A 19,166-nucleotide genomic window follows, 5' to 3' on the forward strand; every position below is an offset into this window, starting at 1 on the left:
GATGCGGGCCGCGCGGGATATCCTCGCGCGGCTCTTTTGTTTCGTGGTCTTCGCGCTGCCCGTCGCGGCGCAGGATTACCCCGGCTATTCCGAGCTTTACGTCAACGATTTCGCCGACCTGCTGGACGACCGGCAGGAGGATGAGATCCGCACAAAGCTGCAGGAACTGCGCGACGAAGCGGGCATCGAGTTCACCTTGGTCACCATCGGCACCATGTCCGACTACGGCCATGACGGCGCGATCGAGCCCTTTGCCACCGGTCTCTTCAACACCTGGGGCGTCGGTGACGCGCAGCGCAACGATGGCGTCATGATGCTGGTCGCCGTCTACGACCGGGTCATGCGGATCGAGGTCGGCTCGGGCTATGGCACCTCCAAGGACGCCCCGATGAAGGAGATCATCGAAGAGCGCATCCTGCCGCTGTTCCGCCAGGACGATTACGCCGCCGGGATCGAGCGCGGCGTGGATTACGTGATCCACGATCTCACCGGATCCTGGCCGGGCGAATACGATGTGGGCGGGGTCAGAAAGCTTTGGAACCGGGTCAAGTCGGGCGCCGGTTCCGTGGTCGAGACACTGGGCAACTGGCTGCTCTTGCTGCTCGCGCCCGTCGGCGTCGCCGGCGCATTCCTGCTGCGGCGCATTCATCGCAACCGCCCCCGCATTTGCCCCAATGACGGGGCCAAGATGGAACGGCTGGACGAATTTTCCGACGACCGGCACCTCAGCAAGGGCCAGATCCTGGAAGAGACGTTGAAATCCGTGGACCACGATGTCTGGGTCTGCCCGAGATGCGATCACGTGACGATTGAGAGCTACATGTCCTGGTTCAGTTCCTACGGGGCCTGCCACGCATGCAAGTTCAAGACGCTGCATGGGGATTCGACCATCCTGCAAGCCGCGACGACCAGCTCGACCGGCACGCGGCGGATCGACTACCACTGCCAGCATTGCAACAACCGCTACTCCGAAACCCAGATCATCCCGCGCGAGTCTGACTCGTCTTCGTCGTCAGGCAGTTCCTTCGGCGGCGGATCGTCCTCGGGCGGCGGAGCCAGCGGAAGCTGGTAGGAACAGTCTCTAACTCGCCCGACATGGCCTATTTCAGCAGGTCCTTCAACTCGTAGACCAGTCGCAGCGCCTCCATCGGGGTCATGTCGTCGGGCAGCACGGTTTTCAGCCTGGCCTCGACCGCGCTCTCCTGTTTCGGCTGCGGTCTCGGCGCGGGCATGGCGGCAAACAGCGGCAGGTCGTCGATCAGCGCCTTGTGGCTTGGCCCTTCCCGCTCGCCCTTCTCCAGCGCTTCCAACACCACACGGGCGCGTTCCACGACCTTCGGCGGCAGCCCGGCCAGCTGCGCGACCTGCACGCCGTAGCTGCGATCCGCCGCGCCCTTGCGGACCTCGTGGAGAAAGATGATCTCCCCCTCCCACTCCTTGACGGCAACGGTGGCGTTGTCGACGCGGTCCAGCTTGCCCGACAGCGCGGTCATCTCGTGGTAATGGGTCGCGAAGAGGGCGCGGCAACGGTTCACCTCGTGCAGGTTCTCCAGCGTCGCCCAGGCGATGGACAGCCCGTCATAGGTCGCCGTCCCGCGCCCGATCTCGTCGAGGATCACAAGCGCACGGTCGTCGGCCTGGTTCAGGATCGCCGCCGTCTCGACCATCTCGACCATGAAGGTTGAGCGGCCGCGCGCCAGGTCGTCGCTGGCGCCGACCCGGCTGAACAATTGACTGACAAGGCCGATATGCGCCGATTCAGCCGGAACGAATGACCCCATCTGCGCCAGCAGTGCGATCAGCGCGTTCTGGCGCAGGAAGGTCGATTTACCTGCCATGTTCGGGCCGGTCAGCAGCCAGATCGCGCTGTCGGAAAGATCGCAATCATTGGCGATGAAGGGCGCGCCGCCCTGCCCGCGCAGCGCTTGTTCCACGACCGGATGACGCCCGCCCTGGATCTCGAAGGCGCGGCTGTCGTCCACCCGTGGCCGCGCCCAATCCTCGGCGCGCGCAAGCTCGGCCAGCGCCACGGCCAGGTCAAACTCGGCCAGTGCCCGGGCGGCGTCTCCTATCTGCGCGGCGGAGTCCAGGATTGCGCCTTTCAGGCTGTCATAGAGACGCTTTTCGATCTCCAGCGCCCGGTTGCCGGCGTTGAGGATCCGCGTCTCCATCTCGCTCAACTCGACCGTCGTGAAGCGCACCTGGTTGGCGGTGGTCTGGCGGTGGATGAAGGTCTCGCTCAGCGGCGCCGAGAGCATCTTTTGCGCGTGGGTCGCCGTCGTTTCGATGAAATAGCCAAGAACGTTGTTGTGCTTGATCTTCAGGCTCTGGATGCCGGTCCGGGTCGCGTAGTCCTGCTGCATCCGTGCGATCACGCCGCGCCCCTCGTCGCGCAGCTCGCGCGCCTCGTCGAGGTCGCTGTCGTAGCCGGGCGCGATATAGCCGCCGTCGCGCGTCAGCAGCGGCGGTTCCGCCACCAGCGCATCGCCCAGGAGGGTCAGAAGGTCATCATGGCCGGTCAGCGCATGGGTGGCCTGGGTCAGCAGTTCCGGCAGGTCTTCGCCCGTGCATCGGTCGGCCAGCTGCACGGCCTGTTCCAGCCCGTTGCGCACCGCGGCCAGATCACGCGGGCCGCCACGATCCAGCGCAAGGCGGCTGAGCGCGCGGTCGAGATCGGGGACCTTGCGCAGGGCGTCGCGCAGGTCGGCCGCCAGCCGGGCATCGGCGCCCATGGCCGATACCGCGTCCAGACGATTTGTGATCACATTCACGTCGAGCGATGGCGAGGACAGCCGCCGTTCCAGCAGACGCGCCCCGGCGGCGGTCACCGTCCGATCGATGGCAGCCAGCAAAGACCCGGCCCGGCCCCCGGACATGGAGGCGGTAATCTCGAGGTTGCGCCGTGTGGCGGCGTCGATCTGCATGGTCCCGCCCGTCGCCTCGCGCACCGGCGGGCGCAGCAGCGGCAGTTTGCCCTTTTGCGTGATGTCGAGGTAATCGACGATCGCGCCCATGGCCGACACCTCGGCGCGGCCGAACGACCCGAAGGCGTCCAGCGCGCCGATCTTGTAGAGCGCCAGGATGCGCTTTTCGGCCGAGGTGCTGTCGAAGGACGCGCGGGACAGCGGGGTCAGCGCCGTACCCGATTCAGTCACTAATTCGTGCCAATCCGCCTCTGACGCCTCGGAGATCAGGAGCTCGGAGGGACGCAGCCGCGCCAGTTCCGGCCCCAGCCGGACGGGGGCCAGCGGCATCACGTGAAACGCGCCCGTGGAAATATCGACCCAGGCCAGCGCCGCGTCGTCCCGCACCTGCGCGAAGGCGGCGAGGAAGTTGTGGCGCCGCGCCTCGAGCAGCGATTCCTCGGTCAGCGTGCCGGGCGTGACCAGCCGCACCACGCCGCGGTTGACCACCGACTTCGACCCGCGTTTTTTCGCTTCTTCCGGGCTTTCCAGCTGCTCGCCCACGGCCACGCGAAAGCCCTTGCGGATCAGCGTCAGCAGGTAGCCTTCGGCCGCATGCACCGGCACGCCGCACATGGAGATATCTTCGCCCAGGTGCTTGCCGCGCTTGGTCAGGGCGATGTCCAGAGCTTCGCTGGCGGCCACGGCGTCGTCAAAGAACAGCTCGTAGAAATCGCCCATGCGATAGAACAGCAGCGCGTCGGGGTGCTGCTCCTTGATCTCGAGATATTGCGCCATCATCGGCGTGACGCCAGCGGCCTGCTTGCTCACGACCTGTCCCCTGCCCGTGCCGGTTATTTCGGCGGAACTTATCGTTCCGACCCCGACGGTGAAAGGCGAAATCGCCCGGTTGAGCGGGGCCGCGTTTCCCCGTAAGGATCGCCGGACCGAAGCGGGAGGGACGACCTTGGCCAAGACACGCATCACGCGCGAAGAAGCGCTTGCCTTTCACCTGGAACCGACGCCGGGCAAGTGGGAGGTCCAGGCCACGGTCCCCATGACCACGCAGCGCGACCTGAGCCTGGCCTATAGCCCAGGCGTGGCCGTACCCTGTGAGGATATCGCGGCAAATCCCGAGCTGGCCTATGACTACACCAACAAGGGCAACCTGGTCGCCGTGATCTCGAACGGGACTGCGGTGCTGGGCCTCGGCAACCTCGGCGCACTGGGGTCCAAGCCGGTGATGGAGGGCAAGTCGGTTCTGTTCAAGCGCTTCGCCGACGTGAACTCGATCGATATCGAGCTGGATACCGAGGACCCGGATGAATTCTGCAAGGCCGTGCGTCTGATGGGGCCGACCTTTGGCGGCATCAACCTCGAGGACATCAAGGCGCCCGAGTGTTTCATCATCGAGCAGCGTCTCAAGGAAGAGATGGATATCCCCGTCTTTCACGACGACCAGCACGGCACGGCGGTGATCTGCGCGGCGGGGCTGATCAACGCGCTTTACCTGCACGACAAGAAGATCGAGGACGTGAAGATCGTCCTCAACGGCGCCGGCGCGGCCGGGATCGCCTGTATCGAGCTGCTGAAGTCGATGGGCGCCAAGCACGAGAACTGCATCGTCTGCGACACCAAGGGCGTCATCTACCAGGGCCGGACCGAGGGTATGAACCAGTGGAAATCGGCCCATGCGATCAAGACCGAACTGCGCACGCTGGAAGAGGCGATGCAGGGCGCAGACGTCTTCCTGGGTGTCTCGGTCAAGGGTGCCGTAACGCAGGACATGGTCAAGGCGATGGCGGACAACCCGGTCATTTTCGCCATGGCAAACCCCGACCCCGAGATCACGCCCGAAGAGGCGCATGACGTGCGGGCCGATGCCATCGTGGCGACCGGGCGCAGCGATTACCCGAACCAGGTCAACAACGTGCTTGGGTTCCCCTACCTCTTCCGCGGCGCGCTCGACATCCATGCCCGGGCGATCAACGACGAAATGAAGATCGCCTGCGCCCAGGCGCTGGCCGAACTGGCGCGCGAGGATGTGCCGGACGAGGTCGCGATGGCCTATGGCCGCAAGCTGGCCTTCGGCCGGGATTACATCATCCCCACGCCCTTCGATCCGCGGCTGATCTGGCGCATCCCCTCGGCCGTGGCGCGGGCGGGCATGGACACGGGCGCCGCGCGGCGGCCCATCGTGGACATGGACGCCTACGAGCTGACGCTCAAGGCGCGGATGGATCCCACGGCTTCGATCCTGCAGTCGATCAACGCGCGGGCCCGCAAGGCGCAGGCAACGATGATCTTTGCCGAAGGCGATGATCCGCGCGTGCTGCGCGCGGCGGTGATGTACCAGCGCACCGGCTTCGGCAAGGCGCTGGTCGTCGGCCGCGACGCGGATGTGAAGGCCAAGCTGGAAGCGGCGGGTCTGGCCGACGCCTTCCGCGAGCTCGAGATCGTCAACGCCGCCAACACCTCGCACCTGGGGACCTACAAGGAGTTCCTGTACAAGCGGCTCCAGCGCAAGGGCTACGACATGACCGACGTGCACCGGCTGGCGGCGCGCGACCGGCACGTGTTCGCCGCGCTGATGCTGGCACATGGGCATGGCGACGGGATGATCACCGGCGCGACGCGGAAATCGGCCCATGCGCTGGACCTGATCAACCACGTCTTCGATGCGGATGCCCAGCATGGCGCGGTCGGCATCACGGCGATCCTGCACAAGGGGCGCATCGTGTTCATCGCCGACACGCTGGTGCATGAATGGCCGGACGAACATGACCTGGCGACCATCGCGATCCAGGCGGCCTCGGTCGTCAAGGACCTGGGCCTCGAGCCGCGCGTCGCCTTCGTCAGCTTTTCGACCTATGGCTACCCGGTGTCGGAGCGGGCGGAAAAGATGCACCTGGCCCCCGGCGTCCTGGACAAGATCGGCGTGGATTTCGAATACGACGGCGAGATGACCGTGGACGTGGCGCTGAACACCCATGCGGCGGCCGCCTACCCGTTCCAGCGCCTGTCGGGCCCGGCGAACATCCTGGTGGTGCCGGCGCGGCATTCGGCCTCGATCAGCGTCAAGTTGATGCAGGAGATGGCGGGCGCCACGGTGATCGGGCCGATCCTGGCGGGCGTCGGCAAGCCGATCCAGATCTGTTCGACGAACGCGACGGCGACGGATATCCTGAACATGGCGATGCTCGCGGCCTGCGAGGTGGGCTGACCGCGCGGGGCGCGGTGCCTCCGGCGGGAGTATTTCGGGAATAATGAAAGGGAGGGGCGGCGCATGACCATCTGGAATCTCGGGTCGATCAATGCCGACCTGTTCTACGACCTGCCGCGTCTGCCCCGCCCGGGCGAGACGATCGCCTGTGACCGGCTGACCAAGGGGCTGGGCGGCAAGGGGGCCAACATGTCCGTCGCCGCCGCGCGGGCCGGGGCGCGGGTGTGCCACATCGGCGCCGTGGGGCCGGATGGCGCCTGGGCGATGGAGCGGCTGCTGGAATACGGCGTCGACACGCGGCACATCGCCCGCGTCGGCGCGGCCACCGGCCATGCGCTGATCCTGCTGGATGCCGACGGTGAGAACTCCATCGTGATCTTTGCCGGGGCCAACCGCGCGCTGAGTGACGAGATGATCGGCGCACCGCTGTCCGAGGCGGATGCGGGCGATCTGCTGGTGATGCAGAACGAGACCTCTCACCAGGCCTATGCCGCCGAGTTGGGGTCGAAACTGGGGCTGCGGGTGGCCTATGCCGCCGCGCCCTTCGACGCCGCCGCGGTGACGCAGCTGCTGCCCTTCGTCGACCTGCTGTTCATGAACGAGGTGGAGGCGGCGCAGCTGAAGGAAGCGACCGGCAAGTGGCCCGAGGAGCTGGGCGTCGCCGACGTGATCGTCACGCTGGGCGCGCGTGGCTGCCGGTGGTACGGGCCCGAGGGGGTGGAGGAGTTCGGCGCCCCCAAGGTCACGGCCGTCGACACGACCGGGGCAGGCGATACCTTTACCGGCTACGTGCTGGCCGGGCTCGACCGGGGGATGGAGATGGCCGATGCCATCGGGCAGGCCACCCGCGCCGCCGCGCTGATGGTCACGCGCCATGGCACCGCCGACGTGATCCCCGACCTCAAGGAGGTGCGGGCCTTTCGCGCCTGAGCCCTAGCTTCCCGCGAAGGGCGCCGCGTCGCCCCAAAGCTGGCGCACCCGCTGGTCGCGCCCGCAGGCGTCGCGATAGCGCTTGTAGGCATCCGACTGCTGGATCGGGCCAAAGCGCGTCAGCACGCGGTTGCTGCCCTTGTAGTAATCCTGGTGGTAGTCCTCGGCCTCGTAGAACCGGCCCAGCGTCAGGACCGGCGTCACGATCTTCTGGCCCAGGGCGCGCTGTGCCTCGGCCTTGGCCTGCTCGGCCAGGGTCTTTTGCGCCTGTGTAGAGACGAAAACCGCCGTCCGGTAGCTGTCGCCCCGATCACAGAACTGCCCGCCCGCATCCGTCGGATCGACCGAGCGGAAGAAGAGGTTCAAGAGCTGCGCGCGGCTGACCACCGAGGGGTCGAACCGGATCTCGGCCGCCTCGTAATGCCCGGTGCCACCGCGCGTCACCTGCTTGTAGGTCGGGTTCTGGACCGAGCCGCCGGTATAGCCCGACACGACCTCGCGCACGCCCTTTACCTTTTCGAAATCCGCCTCGACGCACCAGAAGCAGCCGCCCGCGACGACCAGGGTTTCCGAGGCGGCGGCCTCGACCGGGTGCGCACGGGCAAAGAGGCCCAGCGCGATCGCAATGGCCAGAAGGATCGGTTTCACGGTGCTCAAGCGGGTCGACATGGCAATACTCCTTTCGGGCAGCATGGGCGCCGGGACGGTTTCACTCAACACAACCGGGCGTGAGGTCACGGGGTGTTGACGGATGGAAACAATCGCACCCTCCCCTACATCAGGCAGCTGGACAGGCGCAGCGCGGCGTGATTCCGTGCGCATATGAACAGATCGCTTCCCTTTGTCGTGACCGCGCTGGTCACGCTTGGCTCCGCCATCATCCTGCTGGGGATGGGCCGGGCGCCCTGGTGCCCCTGCGGCTATGTCCTGCCGTGGTACGGGCCGCTGGGCACGGACCAGGGCAACATGCACCTGACGGACTGGTATACGCCCAGCCATATCATCCACGGCATCCTGTTCTTTGGCGCGCTCTTGCTGGTGGCGCGACGGATGCCGCTGGGCTGGCGGCTGGTGATCGCCACGCTGGTCGAGGCCGCATGGGAGGTGACCGAGAACACCAACATGGTGATCGACCGCTACCGCGAAGTCACCGTCTCGGCCGATTACAACGGTGATTCGGTGCTGAACTCGATGGTGGACATCGTCGCCATGTGGCTGGGGTTCTGGCTGGCGCGCAAACTGCCGGTCTGGGCGACCGTGGCGGTGGTGATCGGGTTCGAGGCGCTGACGATGCTGCTGATCCGCGACGGGCTGGCGCTGAATGTCCTGATGCTGGTCGCGCCAAGCCAGGCGGTGCTGGACTGGCAGGCCGGCGCCCCCTAGCGTGCGGTCATGACAGAGCATGTGACGACCCACCAGGCGCAGGAAGATGCGCGCAACGAAGACATCCTGATCTGGGTGAACGGGGTGCTGAAACCCAAGGCCGAGGCCCTGGTCAGCGTCTATGACAGCGGCTTCATGCTGGGCGACGGCGTGTGGGAGGGGCTGCGGTTGTATGATGGCCGCTGGTCGTTCATCGACGAACACATGGACCGGCTTTACGAGGCGGCCAAGGCCATCGACCTCGACATCGGGATGACGCGGCAAGAGCTGATTTCCGCCCTGTCAGAGACGCAAGCAGCCAATGAGATGCAGACCGACGCCCATTGCCGTCTGATGGTCACGCGGGGGGTCAAGACCCGACCCTTCCAGCATCCCGGCCTGTCGCGGCAGGGCCCGACCATCGTGATCCTGATGGAGCATTCGAAGCCCTCGATCCCGCGCCCGATCCGGCTGGCGACCGTGCCGCATCTCCGGGGTCAGCCGATGACGCAGGACCCCAAGCTGAACTCGCATTCCAAGCTGAACTGCATTCTCGCCTGTATCGCCGCCGAAAAGGCCGGCGCGGACGAGGCGCTGATGCTGGACGTGCATGGTTTCGTGAACACGACGAACGCCTGCAACTTCTTCATCGTGCGGAAGGGCGAGGTTTGGACCTCGACCGGGGATTACTGCATGAACGGGATCACGCGGGCCAAGGTGATCGACCTCTGCCGCGCCAATGACATCCCGGTGTTCGAACGGAATTACTCGCTGGTCGATACCTATGGTGCGGACGAGGCCTTTCTGACCGGCACCTTCGGCGCGCAAACCCCGGTGGGTGTGATCGACGGGCGGCAGATCGGCGACGGGCAGATGGGGCCGGTCACGCAGCGGCTGCGCGATCTCTACAAGGCGCTGGTCAGCCCATGAAGCTGGCGATGTGGTCCGGGCCGCGGAACCTGTCGACGGCGATGATGTACAGCTTTGCCCAGCGCGCGGATTTCACCGTCAGCGATGAGCCGTTCTATGCCGCCTACCTGGCGCAGACGGGTCTCGCGCATCCGATGCGGGCGGAGGTGATGGCCTCGCAGCCGCAGGACGCGGGGGACGTGGCGGCGCAGCTGGCCGGGCCGAACCCGGATGGCGCTGCGCATTGGTACCAGAAGCACATGACGCAGCACATGATCGAGGCCGTGCCGCGTGGCTGGATGGCCGAGGTGGTAAATGTCTTCCTGATCCGCCATCCCGCGCGGGTCGTGGCGAGTTTCGCCAAGGGATACGAGGCGCTGACGCTGGCCGATATCGGGTTCCTGCAACAGGTTGAGCTCTATGACCATGTCCGCGCGCTGGGCCAGTCGCCGGTAGTGGTGGACAGTGCCGATATCCGCGACGACCCCGAGGGGATGCTGCGCAGGCTCTGCGACGCGGTCGGCCTCAGCTGGGATCCGGCGATGCTGTCCTGGCCGGCGGGGCCGAAACCCTATGACGGGGTCTGGGCGCCGGTCTGGTACGGATCGCTGCATGGCTCGACCGGGTTCGCAGGGCCGGAGGGGCCGCTGCCCAGGCTGACCGGCAATGCTGCCGCGATGGCCGAAGCCGCCCTGCCCGCCTACGAGAAGATGAAAGCCGTCGCGCTGCACTGAGCCTTCCGCGCGAAGAGGCTTGATCGGCGACCCGCAAGGCGCGAGGATCACGGGCAAGGAGGCCGCCCATGGACCCGATTGCCATCGTCTACTACCTGGCTGTTTGCGCCGCACTCACCGTCTATTCGCCGCGCATCAAGTCGACCGGCCTGCGCATGGGGATCGGCGCCGGGGTGGGCATGGTCGCGGCAGGGGCGCTGCCGTACCTCAAGACGTTTGCGGGGTTCTGAGCCTTAGGGCTCGTAGCCGAACGCCTCGAAATCCCTTGCATAGAGACGTTTCACGATGCCTGTCGCGGTCTCGGTGTAATGCGCCTCCCGCGCCTCGGCGGCGCCTGTGCTGGGCGGGCCGCGACGTTTCACGGTTGTCACCGGCGCGCCGAAAATGCGGGTGGTGATCGTGGCTATCTCGTCTCCCAACCGCTCGAACCGGCCGATGTGGTCGAATTCCTCCGGGCGCAGCACCAGCCCGTCCAGCTGGGGCGCCCAGTGGTTGTCATCCATCAGCCCGACCTCGTCGAGGTAGATGCAGAACTGTTCGAAAGTCGGCGCATCCGTCCCGAACCGGGCCTTGAGCCAGCGCAGGGGCCGCTTGGCTTGTCGTCGTTTCCGCACGATCTTGTCGAGATACGCAGAAAGCGTGCGCGAATACGGATCGCGCACGATGCAGAAGGTGTAATAGCCCTCCAGCGCGGCGACCTCGGCGCGGCTCAGCTTCCACGGCCGGGCGAACCCGTGTTTCGACGCATCCACCGTGCCGCTGCCGCCGATCCCGACATGCAGCAGCGCGGTCACCGTGGAATTGGCGTTCTTGGGCAGACGGTTGTAGAGGAACCGATGCGCGTGGCTGATCGCGACGCGCATGTCGACCTCGGACAGCCAAAGCCCACCCCGGTAGGGATGGGCTTTGTAATACGGGCTGAGGCCATTGGCCGCCCCGATCAGCGCGCGATTGACCCCGTTCAGCCAGGGCAGATCGTATTGCGCCTGGGTCACGTCAGCCTTTCAGGCGACGATTCCGCGCGGCCAGCAGCTTGAGCCGCAGCGCGTTCAGCTGGATGAAGCCCTGCGCGTCCTTCTGGTCGTAGGCGCCGGCGTCCTCTTCGAAGGTCACGTGCTGTTCGGAATAAAGCGAATGATCCGACCAACGGGCCACGGTCCGCGCCGAGCCCTTGTAGAGCATCAGCTTGACGGTGCCGGTCACGTGCTCCTGGCTCTTGTCGATCAGGGCCTGCAGCATCTCGCGCTCGGGGGAGAACCAGAAGCCGTTGTAGATCAGCTCGGCATAGCGGGGCATGATCGAATCCTTGAGGTGACCCGCGCCGCTGTCCAGCGTGATCTGTTCGATCCCGCGATGCGCCTCGAGCAGGATGTCACCGCCCGGGGTCTCGTAGATGCCGCGCGACTTCATGCCCACGAAACGGTTTTCCACGAAGTCCAGCCGGCCGATGCCGTGCTTTTTGCCGTATTCGTTCAGCTTGGTGAGGATCGTCGCGGGCGACAGCGCCTCGCCGTTGATCGACACGGCGTCGCCCGACTCGAACCCGATCTCGATGTATTCCGGCGTGTCGGGCGCCTGGGTCACCGGATCGTCGGTGCGCTGGTAGACGTAATCGGGCGCCATCTCGCCCGGGTTCTCCAGCACCTTGCCCTCGGACGAGGTGTGCAGCAGGTTCGCGTCGACGCTGAACGGCGCCTCGCCACGCTTGTCCTTGGCGATCGGGATCTGGTTCGCCTCGGCAAACTCCAGCAGCTTGGTCCGCGAGGACAGATCCCATTCCCGCCAGGGCGCGATCACCTTGATGTCGGGGTTCAGCGCGTAAGCGCTGAGCTCGAACCGCACCTGGTCGTTGCCCTTGCCGGTCGCACCATGGGCCACGGCATCGGCGCCGGTCTCGGCCGCGATCTCGACCAGCCGCTTGGAAATCAGCGGCCGCGCAATCGAGGTGCCCAGCAGGTAGAGCCCCTCGTACACGGCGTTGGCGCGGAACATCGGGAAGACGAAGTCGCGCACGAATTCCTCGCGCACATCCTCGATAAAGATGTTCTCGGGCTTGATGCCCAGCATCTCGGCCTTCTTGCGTGCCGGGTCCAGCTCCTCGCCCTGGCCGAGGTCGGCGGTGAAGGTCACCACCTCGCAGCCGTACTCCGTCTGGAGCCACTTGAGGATGATCGAGGTGTCGAGGCCCCCGGAATAGGCCAGGACGACTTTCTTGGGCGCGGACATGGAAACTCCTTTCGGCATGAGCGTCCGCGCGATAGCGGGTTTTGCCGTGCGGGGCAAGGTGAACGCGTTGACGGCGGGCGGGCTGGCCCATAGCGTTCGCGAAAAGGTGGCACGAGGGATTTTCATGCAAGGTTGGAGCTTGTTCACCCATTCGGTGACGCTGGTGGTGCGCAATTGGCGCGATGCGCTCAAGATCGGTCTGGTGCCGATCGGGCTGTTCTTTGTCTGGCTGATGGTGGCGGTCGGCATGGGGCTGTCCTTTGCCAACGTGACCATGGGGCCGGGCGGCATGGGTGGCGACATGGGCGGCATGGGCGGCGCCGCCACGCCTGCCGGGGCGGGCGTGGCGGCGCTGCTGGCGCTGTTGACGGTGATCTTCGGCCTGGCGACCTTTCTCTGGGTTGTCGTGTCCTGGCACCGCTTCGTCCTGCTCGAGGAATACCCGCGCGGCTGGGTGCCGCCGTTCCGCGGCGACCTGGTGCTGGGCTATTTCGGGCGGCTCCTTTTGCTTCTCCTGCTGGGCTTCGTCCTGATGATCCCTGTGATTGTTGTCGCCTCGGGCTTCGTGGCGGCGATGGGCGAAGGCGGCGTCATGCTGCTCCTGCTGCTGGCGGTGCCGTTCTACGTCTTCATCCTGGTCAGCTATTACCGCCTGGCGATCATCCTGCCCGCCGGCGCGGTCGGGGCGCCGCTGACCCTGGGCCAGGCCTGGGTCGCGACGCGCGGCAGTTTCGGCACCATCTTCGTCATGCAGTTCGGGTTCTTCCTGATGAACCTCGCCGTGCAGATGGCGGTCTACGTGCTGAGCGAGGTGGTGCCGGTGCTGGGCCTGCTGGTGTCGCTCGCCGCGACCGTGTTCGTCGGGCTGGTGCAGGTGAGCCTGCTGACGACGCTTTACGGCGTCTACATCGAGAAACGCGGCATCGGCTGAGCTGCCCCGGGGGGAGGAAACGCATGGAGATTTCAGGCAAGGTGGCCGTGGTCACCGGCGCCGCGGGCGGCATCGGGCTGGCCATGGCGCGGGCATTGGCCAAGGCGGGTGCCAGGGTCGCGATCTGCGACCTGGACGCGGGCCGGATCGCGGCGGCGGCCGAGGCGCTGGGCGTGCCGGGATTGGCCTGCGACGTGACGGATGCGGCGGCCGTTCAGTCTCTGATCAAGGGAATCGAGCGCGATCTTGGCCCTGTCGACATCTGGGTGTCCAACGCCGGCGTGGGCTTCGGAGAGCCGGACCACGCCGCCTCTGCCCCCGTTGAGACGTGGGAGACCTGCTGGCAGGTCAACGTCATGGCCCATGTCCATGCGGCCCGTGCGCTGCTGCCGGGGATGATCGCGCGGGGCAACGGGTACCTGGTGAATACCGCCTCGGCCGCGGGGCTGCTGGCGCAGGTGGGCGACGCTGCCTATTCCGCGACCAAGCACGCCGCCGTCAGCTTTGCCGAGTCGCTGGCGATTGCCCATGGCGACGATGGCATCAAGGTCTCGGTCATCTGTCCGCAATACGTGGCGACGCCCATGCTGGGCTTCGAGAGTTTCGAGGACGCGCCCGCCCATCCCGGCCTGATCGCGCCCGAGGACGTCGCGCAGGCCCTCGTTGCGGGGATCGAGGCGGAACGATTCCTGATCCTGCCCCACCCAGTCGTGGCCGAGTATTGGCAGGCCAAGGCGGCGGACCCCGAACGCTGGCTGCGCGGGATGCGCAAGCTGCGGCGCACGGCGCTGGACCAGGTGGGCACGCTGCACCCGGGCAAGATGCACAAGCTGGTTTGAGGCCCAAGGGGGGACGACCGGCCGCGTCAGGCCGCGAAACGCTTCTTGAGCTGGGTCATGAACTGATCCTTCGAGGCGTTGAAGGACGCGATCACCTCGCCCACGTCGACCTCGGGGCCCTTGCCGCCGGCCGACAGGAATTCGCCCCGCTGGCACAGGTTCGAAAACTCGACGAAGCCGAGGTTCAGCGCGCTGCCCTTCAGGAAATGCAGCAGGGATTCGTAGTCGTCGGGCGCCGAAGTCTTGAGCTGGGCGATCGTGTCCTCGACCTCTTCAAGAAAGATGTCGACCACGTCGTCGAAATCCTCTGCGCCGATCTCTTCCCTCAATTCGGATACACGGGCCCAGTCGATCATCTTGTCGCTCCCCTGGATGTTGGCAGGAACAATGTCAGCCAATGTTTAAGGAAACCTTTCCGCCAGCATCCGCGGCAGCCGGTCCGGCGTGCTTTCACCCCGCGTTAACGCGCAGCGCCTTAGGTAGGTGCGGACGAGGCAGCGCGGACATCCCGCCGGCAAGGAACCGGACTTGGAACAACACAAACCCACAGACTCCCTGCCTGAACCGGGGACCGGCAGCATCCGCACGGTGCTGCTGGTCGACGACAGCCGCCTGCAACGGCGGATCCTGGCCAGCATGGTGGCGCGTTGGGGCTACGACGTGATCGAGGCAGAGACCGGCGTCGATGGGTTCGAAAAATATCTCGCGCTGCGGCCCGAGCTGGTGATCAGCGACTGGATGATGCCGGAAATGGACGGGCTCGAGTTCTGCCAGGCGGTGCGCGGCGCCGGGGAGTCCTACAGCTATTTCATCCTGCTGACCTCCAAGAGCGAGAAGGACGAGATCGCGCGCGGGCTCGATGCCGGGGCCGACGACTTCCTGACCAAGCCGGTCAGCGCGGATGAACTGCGCGCGCGGATCACGGCAGGCGAACGCATCCTGCACATGCAGAAGGAGCTGCGCGACAAGAACCGGCTGATCGCCGACAAAATGGCCGAGCTGCAGACACTGTATGATGCCATCGACAAGGACCTGATCCAGGCCAAGAAGATCCAGCAGGCGCTGATCCCGGACGTGAGCAAGGTCTACGACGGCTCGCGCGTCAGCCTGCAGCTGAAACCCTGCGGGCACGTCGGCGGCGACCTGGTCGGGCGCTTCTCGCCCGAGCCGGGCAAGCTGGGGTTCTATTCGATCGACGTGTCGGGCCATGGCATCACCTCGGCGCTGATGACCGCGCGGGTCAGCGGTTACCTCAGCGCCGATTTCCCCGAACAGAACGTCGCCATGCGCCAGCTGCCCGACGGCAGCTACAGCGTGCGCGACGCGGCCGAGGTGGCGCTGCGGCTGAACGAACGGCTGTCGGCCGATGTCGGCGTGGTCGAGTATTTCACCATGGCCTTCGCCCTGGTCGACCTGCACACCGGACATGTCGAGATGGTGCAGGCCGGCCATCCCCACCCGCTGCTGATCCGCGCCGATGGCACGACCGAGTTCGTGGGCGAGGGCGGCGTGCCCATCGGCCTGATCCCCGGGGCCAGCTATGCCTCGGTCACCTTGCAGCTGAACCCGGGCGACCGGCTGCTGCTCTATTCCGACGGCATCACCGAGGCGCGGCTGAGCGATGGCGAGATGCTGGAACCCGAGGGCCTGGTCGAGCTGGTCGGCCGCGTGCCCGAAGACAGCCGCGGGGTCGAGTTCCTTGATGACCTCTACTGGCAGCTCAGCCAATGCGCGGCGGATGCCGGGATGGACGACGACATCTCGGCCGTGCTGTTCGAGTTCAAGGGCGCCTGAAGCCCCGCGCCAGCCAGGCCGCAAAGGCCCGGTCCCCGGGGCTGCCCAGGTTCTCGGCCGCCTCGGCCGGATGGACCCAGAGGGTGACGTGTGCAGGCTCGGCCGGCTCGGCCACCTGGCGCACGGGGGTGGCCAGGTAGATGTGGCACAGCTTTTCGGCCCAGATGTCGTAATCCTCCATCCAGGTGAACCGCCGGAACACGCCCAGCCGCCGCAGCCCGGTGACGCGCCAGCCCGTCTCCTCCATCACCTCGCGGTGGATCGCCTGCACGGGGGATTCGCCCGGGTCGATCCCGCCGCCGGGCAATTGCAGTTCCGGCCCCGGCGCGGTCTGCAATGTCACGAGGAGTTGATCGCCCCGCGGCAGCAGCGCATAGGCGCCCGGCCGGTGCACGTAGCGTTTTCCGGCGATGGGCGTGTCCCCGAACCGCCGGATGGAGGAGGAATGCATGCGCCGCGCCCCGTCTTGCCTCAGAACCTGCTTCGCGGTATGGCACCGCTCTCAGCCCGAGGAAACCCCATGAGCATTGGCAGCCGTATCGCCTGGGACGACACCGTCCTGCCCTTTCAGCTTGATCTCGCCGACGTCCGGGGCCGCCTCGCGCGGCTCGACGGCACGCTCGAAGAGATCCTGAGCCAGCACGACTACCCGCCCCAGGTCGAGGCGCTGGTGGCCGAGATGGCCCTGCTGACCGCCCTGATCGGCGGCTCGATCAAGCTGCGCTGGAAATTGTCGCTGCAGGTGCAGGCCAAGGGCGCCCTGCGGATGATCGCCACCGATTACTACGCCCCCACGAAAGAGGGCGAGCCGGCCCGCATCCGCGCCTATGCCAGCTTTGACGAAGACAAGCTGACCGACGCCCCCGCGTTCGAGCAGGTGGGCGAGGGCTATTTCGCGATCCTGATCGACCAGGGCCAGGGCACGGCGCCCTACCAGGGCATCACCCCGCTGGCCGGCGGGTCGCTTGCGGCCTGCGCCGAAAGCTACTTTGCCCAGTCCGAGCAGCTGCCGACCCGGTTCAACCTGATGTTCGGCACCTCGCAGACCCCCGGCGACAGCCGCGAGACCTGGCGCGGCGGCGGCATCATGCTGCAGCACATGCCCAAGGCCTCGCCTTTCGCGCAGGACGGCGGCACCGGCGAAGCGGGGCTGCTGCGTCCGTCGGACATCGTGTCGGGTGACGACGAAGAGAACTGGAACCGCGTCAACTTCCACGTCGACACGGTGGACGAGCTTGAGCTGATCGGCCCGCACCTGCCGTCGACCGACCTGCTGGTGCGCCTCTTCCACGAGGAAGGGCCGCGCGTCTTTGACAGCCAGCCGATCCGGTTCGGCTGCACCTGCTCCGAGGAGCGCGTGCGGCAAAGCCTGTCGATCTACTCGGCCCGCGACATCGAGAAGATGACCACCGACGACGGCCGGGTGACGGCCGATTGCCAGTTCTGCGGCGCCCATTACGACCTGGACCCCGCCAGCGTGGGGTTCGAGGCGGATGGCGAGTGACCTGAGGGACCAGCTTGCCCGGGCGATTGCCCGGCGCAAGGTTGCCTCGTCCGATTTCGACCTGAACCCCGAGGTCGTGCTGCCCGAGGGGCGCAAGCTGCGCCCGGCCGGGGTGTTGATGGCCATCGACACCAGCGGCGGAGAGCCCCGGATGATCCTGACGCAGCGGTCCTCGGCGCTCAAGCATCACCCGGGGCAGGTTGCCTTTCCCGGCGGCAAGGTCGATCCGGGCGACGATGGGCCCGTGGGTGCCGCGCTGCGCGAGGCGCATGAGGAAATCGGCCTGCCCCCGGACAATGTCGAGGTGCTGGGCCAACTGCCCGGCCACGAGACGATCACCGGGTTCGACATGGTCCCCGTGGTGGGTTTGATCCGCGAACCCTTCGACTGGCGGCCCGAACCGGGCGAGGTGGCCGAGGTCTTTTCGGTCCCGCTGGCGCATCTCGTGGACCCCGCGCGTTACGCGATCCAGTACCGGCGCTGGCGCGGCGAGCGGCGGTATTACTACACCGTGCCCTTCGGCCCCTATTACATCTGGGGCGCCACGGCCCGCGTGCTGCGTGCCTTCGCCGACAGCTGGGCGCCGTGATGCGCGTCAGCGGCGACTGGCTGACCGATCCGCGCACACAGGCCGTGATGGCCTGCCTCGTGGATGCCGGTTTCCAGGCGCTGGTGGTCGGGGGCTGCGTGCGCAACGCCCTGCTGGGCGCGCCGGTCCACGACATCGACATCGCGACCGATGCGCGGCCGGAAACAGTCTCTGAACTGGGGGAAAGCGCGGGGTTCAAGGTTGTCCCGACGGGGATCGAGCATGGCACGGTGACCGTGGTCGCGGACCATGTCCCGCACGAGATCACCACCTTTCGCCGCGATGTCGAAACGGACGGGCGGCGCGCCGTCGTGGCCTTTTCGACCGAGATCGCCGACGACGCGCGGCGGCGCGATTTCACGATGAACGCGCTTTACGCCCGGGCCGATGGCACCGTGGTCGACCCCCTGGGCGGCCTGCCCGACCTGCTGGAGCGCCGCGTGCGGTTCATCGAGGACGCCGCCGAACGGCTGCGCGAGGATTACCTGCGCGCGCTGCGCTTCTTCCGCTTCAACGCCTGGTACGGCGACCCCGCACAGGGGTTCGACCCCGAGGCGCTGGAGGCCATCGCGGCCCATCTCGACGGGCTCGACGGGTTGTCGCGGGAACGGGTCGGGGCCGAGCTGCTCAAGCTGCTGGCCGCGCCCGACCCGGCGCCCGCCGTCGCCACCATGCGCCAGCTGGGCGTGCTGATGCGGCTGCTGCCGGGCTGCGACGACACCGCGCTGGCGGTGCTGGTCCACCTGGAACAGCAGGTCGGCATCGCACCGGACGCGCTGCGCCGGCTGGCCCTGCTGGGCGGCGAAGGCCTGAAAACGCGCCTGCGCCTGAGCAAGGCACAAAGCACCCGAACGGGCGTGTTGCGTGACCTTGCGACCGAGGGCATGGGCCCCGCCGAGACGGCATATCGCCATGGTGCCGAGACCGCCCGTGACGCGGCCCTGCTGCGTGCCGCGCTCATGGGCCAGCTGCTGCCTCCGCAGCTCGAGGCCGAGATCGCGACGGGCGCCGCCGCGCAATTCCCAGTGAAACCCGCCGACCTGATGCCGGACCACGCGGGCCCGGCGCTGGGCCGCAAGCTGGCCGCGCTGGAATCCGCCTGGATCGCCTCGGGCTTTCGGGCCACGCGGGACGACCTGCTGAACGATTGACCCGTTCGCATCGACGACAGGCAATGCCTGGCCGTGCGGCCCCGCACAGCAAGCCGTGCCGTCACGGCCAT

At 66.8% G+C, this 19,166-nt stretch carries 19 protein-coding genes; 13 read left to right on the plus strand and 6 right to left on the minus strand.

Annotation, left to right across the window (positions count from 1 at the left end; all coding sequences use genetic code 11):
- Position 1: 1 nt before the first annotated feature.
- On the plus strand, positions 2–1,072 hold the full coding sequence (locus tag MF270_RS13230; RefSeq protein ID WP_238366373.1) for a TPM domain-containing protein: 1,071 nt from the start codon (positions 2–4) through the stop codon (positions 1,070–1,072).
- Between the two features lie 28 nt (positions 1,073–1,100).
- Here the strand turns inward: MF270_RS13230 and mutS are convergent, their stop codons facing one another.
- Complete coding sequence (mutS, locus tag MF270_RS13235) at positions 1,101–3,704, minus strand: DNA mismatch repair protein MutS (RefSeq protein WP_238366503.1); 2,604 nt, start codon at positions 3,702–3,704, stop codon at positions 1,101–1,103.
- 166 nt (positions 3,705–3,870) lie between these two features.
- On the opposite strand from mutS, the gene MF270_RS13240 reads away from it, so the two are divergent.
- Positions 3,871–6,126 carry an NADP-dependent malic enzyme gene (locus MF270_RS13240; protein WP_238366374.1) on the plus strand — a complete coding sequence of 752 codons (2,256 nt, stop codon included), beginning with the start codon at positions 3,871–3,873 and terminating at the stop codon, positions 6,124–6,126.
- 63 nt (positions 6,127–6,189) lie between these two features.
- Positions 6,190–7,056 (plus strand): ribokinase, encoded by an 867-nt coding sequence (locus tag MF270_RS13245; protein WP_238366375.1) that lies wholly within the window; start codon positions 6,190–6,192, stop codon positions 7,054–7,056.
- A 3-nt stretch (positions 7,057–7,059) separates the two neighbouring features.
- On the opposite strand, the gene msrA is transcribed toward MF270_RS13245, so the two are convergent.
- Entirely contained in the window at positions 7,060–7,725 is a 666-nt protein-coding gene (msrA, locus tag MF270_RS13250) for a peptide-methionine (S)-S-oxide reductase MsrA (protein ID WP_238366376.1), read from the minus strand.
- A 153-nt stretch (positions 7,726–7,878) separates the two neighbouring features.
- On the opposite strand from msrA, the gene MF270_RS13255 reads away from it, so the two are divergent.
- The 4 genes from MF270_RS13255 to MF270_RS13270 all read left to right on the plus strand — a co-directional run bounded on the left by MF270_RS13255 (position 7,879) and on the right by MF270_RS13270 (position 10,291).
- A complete protein-coding gene (locus MF270_RS13255) occupies positions 7,879–8,439 on the plus strand; it encodes a DUF2585 family protein (protein ID WP_238366377.1) in 561 nt (186 codons plus the stop codon).
- Positions 8,440–8,448: 9 nt separating this feature from the next.
- Positions 8,449–9,348, plus strand: a complete 900-nt coding sequence (locus MF270_RS13260) for a D-amino acid aminotransferase (protein WP_238366378.1) — start codon at positions 8,449–8,451, stop codon at positions 9,346–9,348.
- Complete coding sequence (locus MF270_RS13265) at positions 9,345–10,061, plus strand: sulfotransferase (protein WP_238366379.1); 717 nt, start codon at positions 9,345–9,347, stop codon at positions 10,059–10,061. Before MF270_RS13260 ends, MF270_RS13265 begins: the two co-directional genes overlap by 4 nt.
- A gap of 68 nt (positions 10,062–10,129) precedes the next feature.
- Positions 10,130–10,291, plus strand: coding sequence for a hypothetical protein (locus MF270_RS13270; protein ID WP_238366380.1), 162 nt, complete (start codon positions 10,130–10,132; stop codon positions 10,289–10,291).
- Positions 10,292–10,294: 3 nt separating this feature from the next.
- On the opposite strand, the gene MF270_RS13275 is transcribed toward MF270_RS13270, so the two are convergent.
- Both MF270_RS13275 and MF270_RS13280 read right to left on the minus strand, forming a co-directional pair.
- On the minus strand, positions 10,295–11,056 hold the full coding sequence (locus tag MF270_RS13275) for a sulfotransferase family 2 domain-containing protein (RefSeq protein ID WP_238366381.1): 762 nt from the start codon (positions 11,054–11,056) through the stop codon (positions 10,295–10,297).
- A 1-nt stretch (position 11,057) separates the two neighbouring features.
- Entirely contained in the window at positions 11,058–12,287 is a 1,230-nt protein-coding gene (locus MF270_RS13280; RefSeq protein ID WP_238366382.1) for an argininosuccinate synthase, read from the minus strand.
- A 16-nt stretch (positions 12,288–12,303) separates the two neighbouring features.
- Here MF270_RS13280 and MF270_RS13285 point away from each other — a divergent pair, with 16 nt between their 5' ends.
- Together MF270_RS13285 and MF270_RS13290 are read left to right on the plus strand one after the other, a co-directional pair.
- Positions 12,304–13,218, plus strand: coding sequence for a hypothetical protein (locus MF270_RS13285; RefSeq protein WP_238366383.1), 915 nt, complete (start codon positions 12,304–12,306; stop codon positions 13,216–13,218).
- 23 nt (positions 13,219–13,241) lie between these two features.
- Positions 13,242–14,057, plus strand: coding sequence for an SDR family NAD(P)-dependent oxidoreductase (locus tag MF270_RS13290; protein ID WP_238366384.1), 816 nt, complete (start codon positions 13,242–13,244; stop codon positions 14,055–14,057).
- Between the two features lie 26 nt (positions 14,058–14,083).
- On the opposite strand, the gene MF270_RS13295 is transcribed toward MF270_RS13290, so the two are convergent.
- The gene (locus tag MF270_RS13295) at positions 14,084–14,413 is read right to left on the minus strand and encodes an Hpt domain-containing protein (RefSeq protein ID WP_238366385.1); all 330 of its coding nucleotides are present in this window, start codon (positions 14,411–14,413) and stop codon (positions 14,084–14,086) included.
- Positions 14,414–14,585: 172 nt separating this feature from the next.
- On the opposite strand from MF270_RS13295, the gene MF270_RS13300 reads away from it, so the two are divergent.
- Positions 14,586–15,851: a PP2C family protein-serine/threonine phosphatase gene (locus tag MF270_RS13300; protein WP_238366386.1), complete on the plus strand. Its 1,266-nt coding sequence runs from the start codon at positions 14,586–14,588 to the stop codon at positions 15,849–15,851.
- Here the strand turns inward: MF270_RS13300 and MF270_RS13305 are convergent.
- Positions 15,838–16,302 (minus strand): NUDIX hydrolase, encoded by a 465-nt coding sequence (locus MF270_RS13305; protein ID WP_238366387.1) that lies wholly within the window; start codon positions 16,300–16,302, stop codon positions 15,838–15,840. The two genes, MF270_RS13300 and MF270_RS13305, sit on opposite strands and share 14 nt — an antisense overlap.
- Positions 16,303–16,371: 69 nt before the next feature.
- Here MF270_RS13305 and hslO point away from each other — a divergent pair, with 69 nt between their 5' ends.
- Genes hslO through MF270_RS13320 form a run of 3 tightly spaced genes read left to right on the plus strand, consistent with a single transcriptional unit; the run spans position 16,372 to position 19,095 of the window.
- Complete coding sequence (gene hslO, locus MF270_RS13310; RefSeq protein ID WP_238366388.1) at positions 16,372–17,355, plus strand: Hsp33 family molecular chaperone HslO; 984 nt, start codon at positions 16,372–16,374, stop codon at positions 17,353–17,355.
- Positions 17,345–17,944 carry a CoA pyrophosphatase gene (locus MF270_RS13315; protein WP_238366389.1) on the plus strand — a complete coding sequence of 200 codons (600 nt, stop codon included), beginning with the start codon at positions 17,345–17,347 and terminating at the stop codon, positions 17,942–17,944. The genes hslO and MF270_RS13315 overlap by 11 nt, the downstream gene beginning before the upstream one ends.
- Positions 17,944–19,095, plus strand: a complete 1,152-nt coding sequence (locus MF270_RS13320; protein WP_238366504.1) for a CCA tRNA nucleotidyltransferase — start codon at positions 17,944–17,946, stop codon at positions 19,093–19,095. Before MF270_RS13315 ends, MF270_RS13320 begins: the two co-directional genes overlap by 1 nt.
- Positions 19,096–19,166: the final 71 nt, after the last annotated feature.

The organism is Mesobacterium pallidum (assembly GCF_019966535.1).
Lineage (GTDB): Bacteria > Pseudomonadota > Alphaproteobacteria > Rhodobacterales > Rhodobacteraceae > Mesobacterium > Mesobacterium pallidum.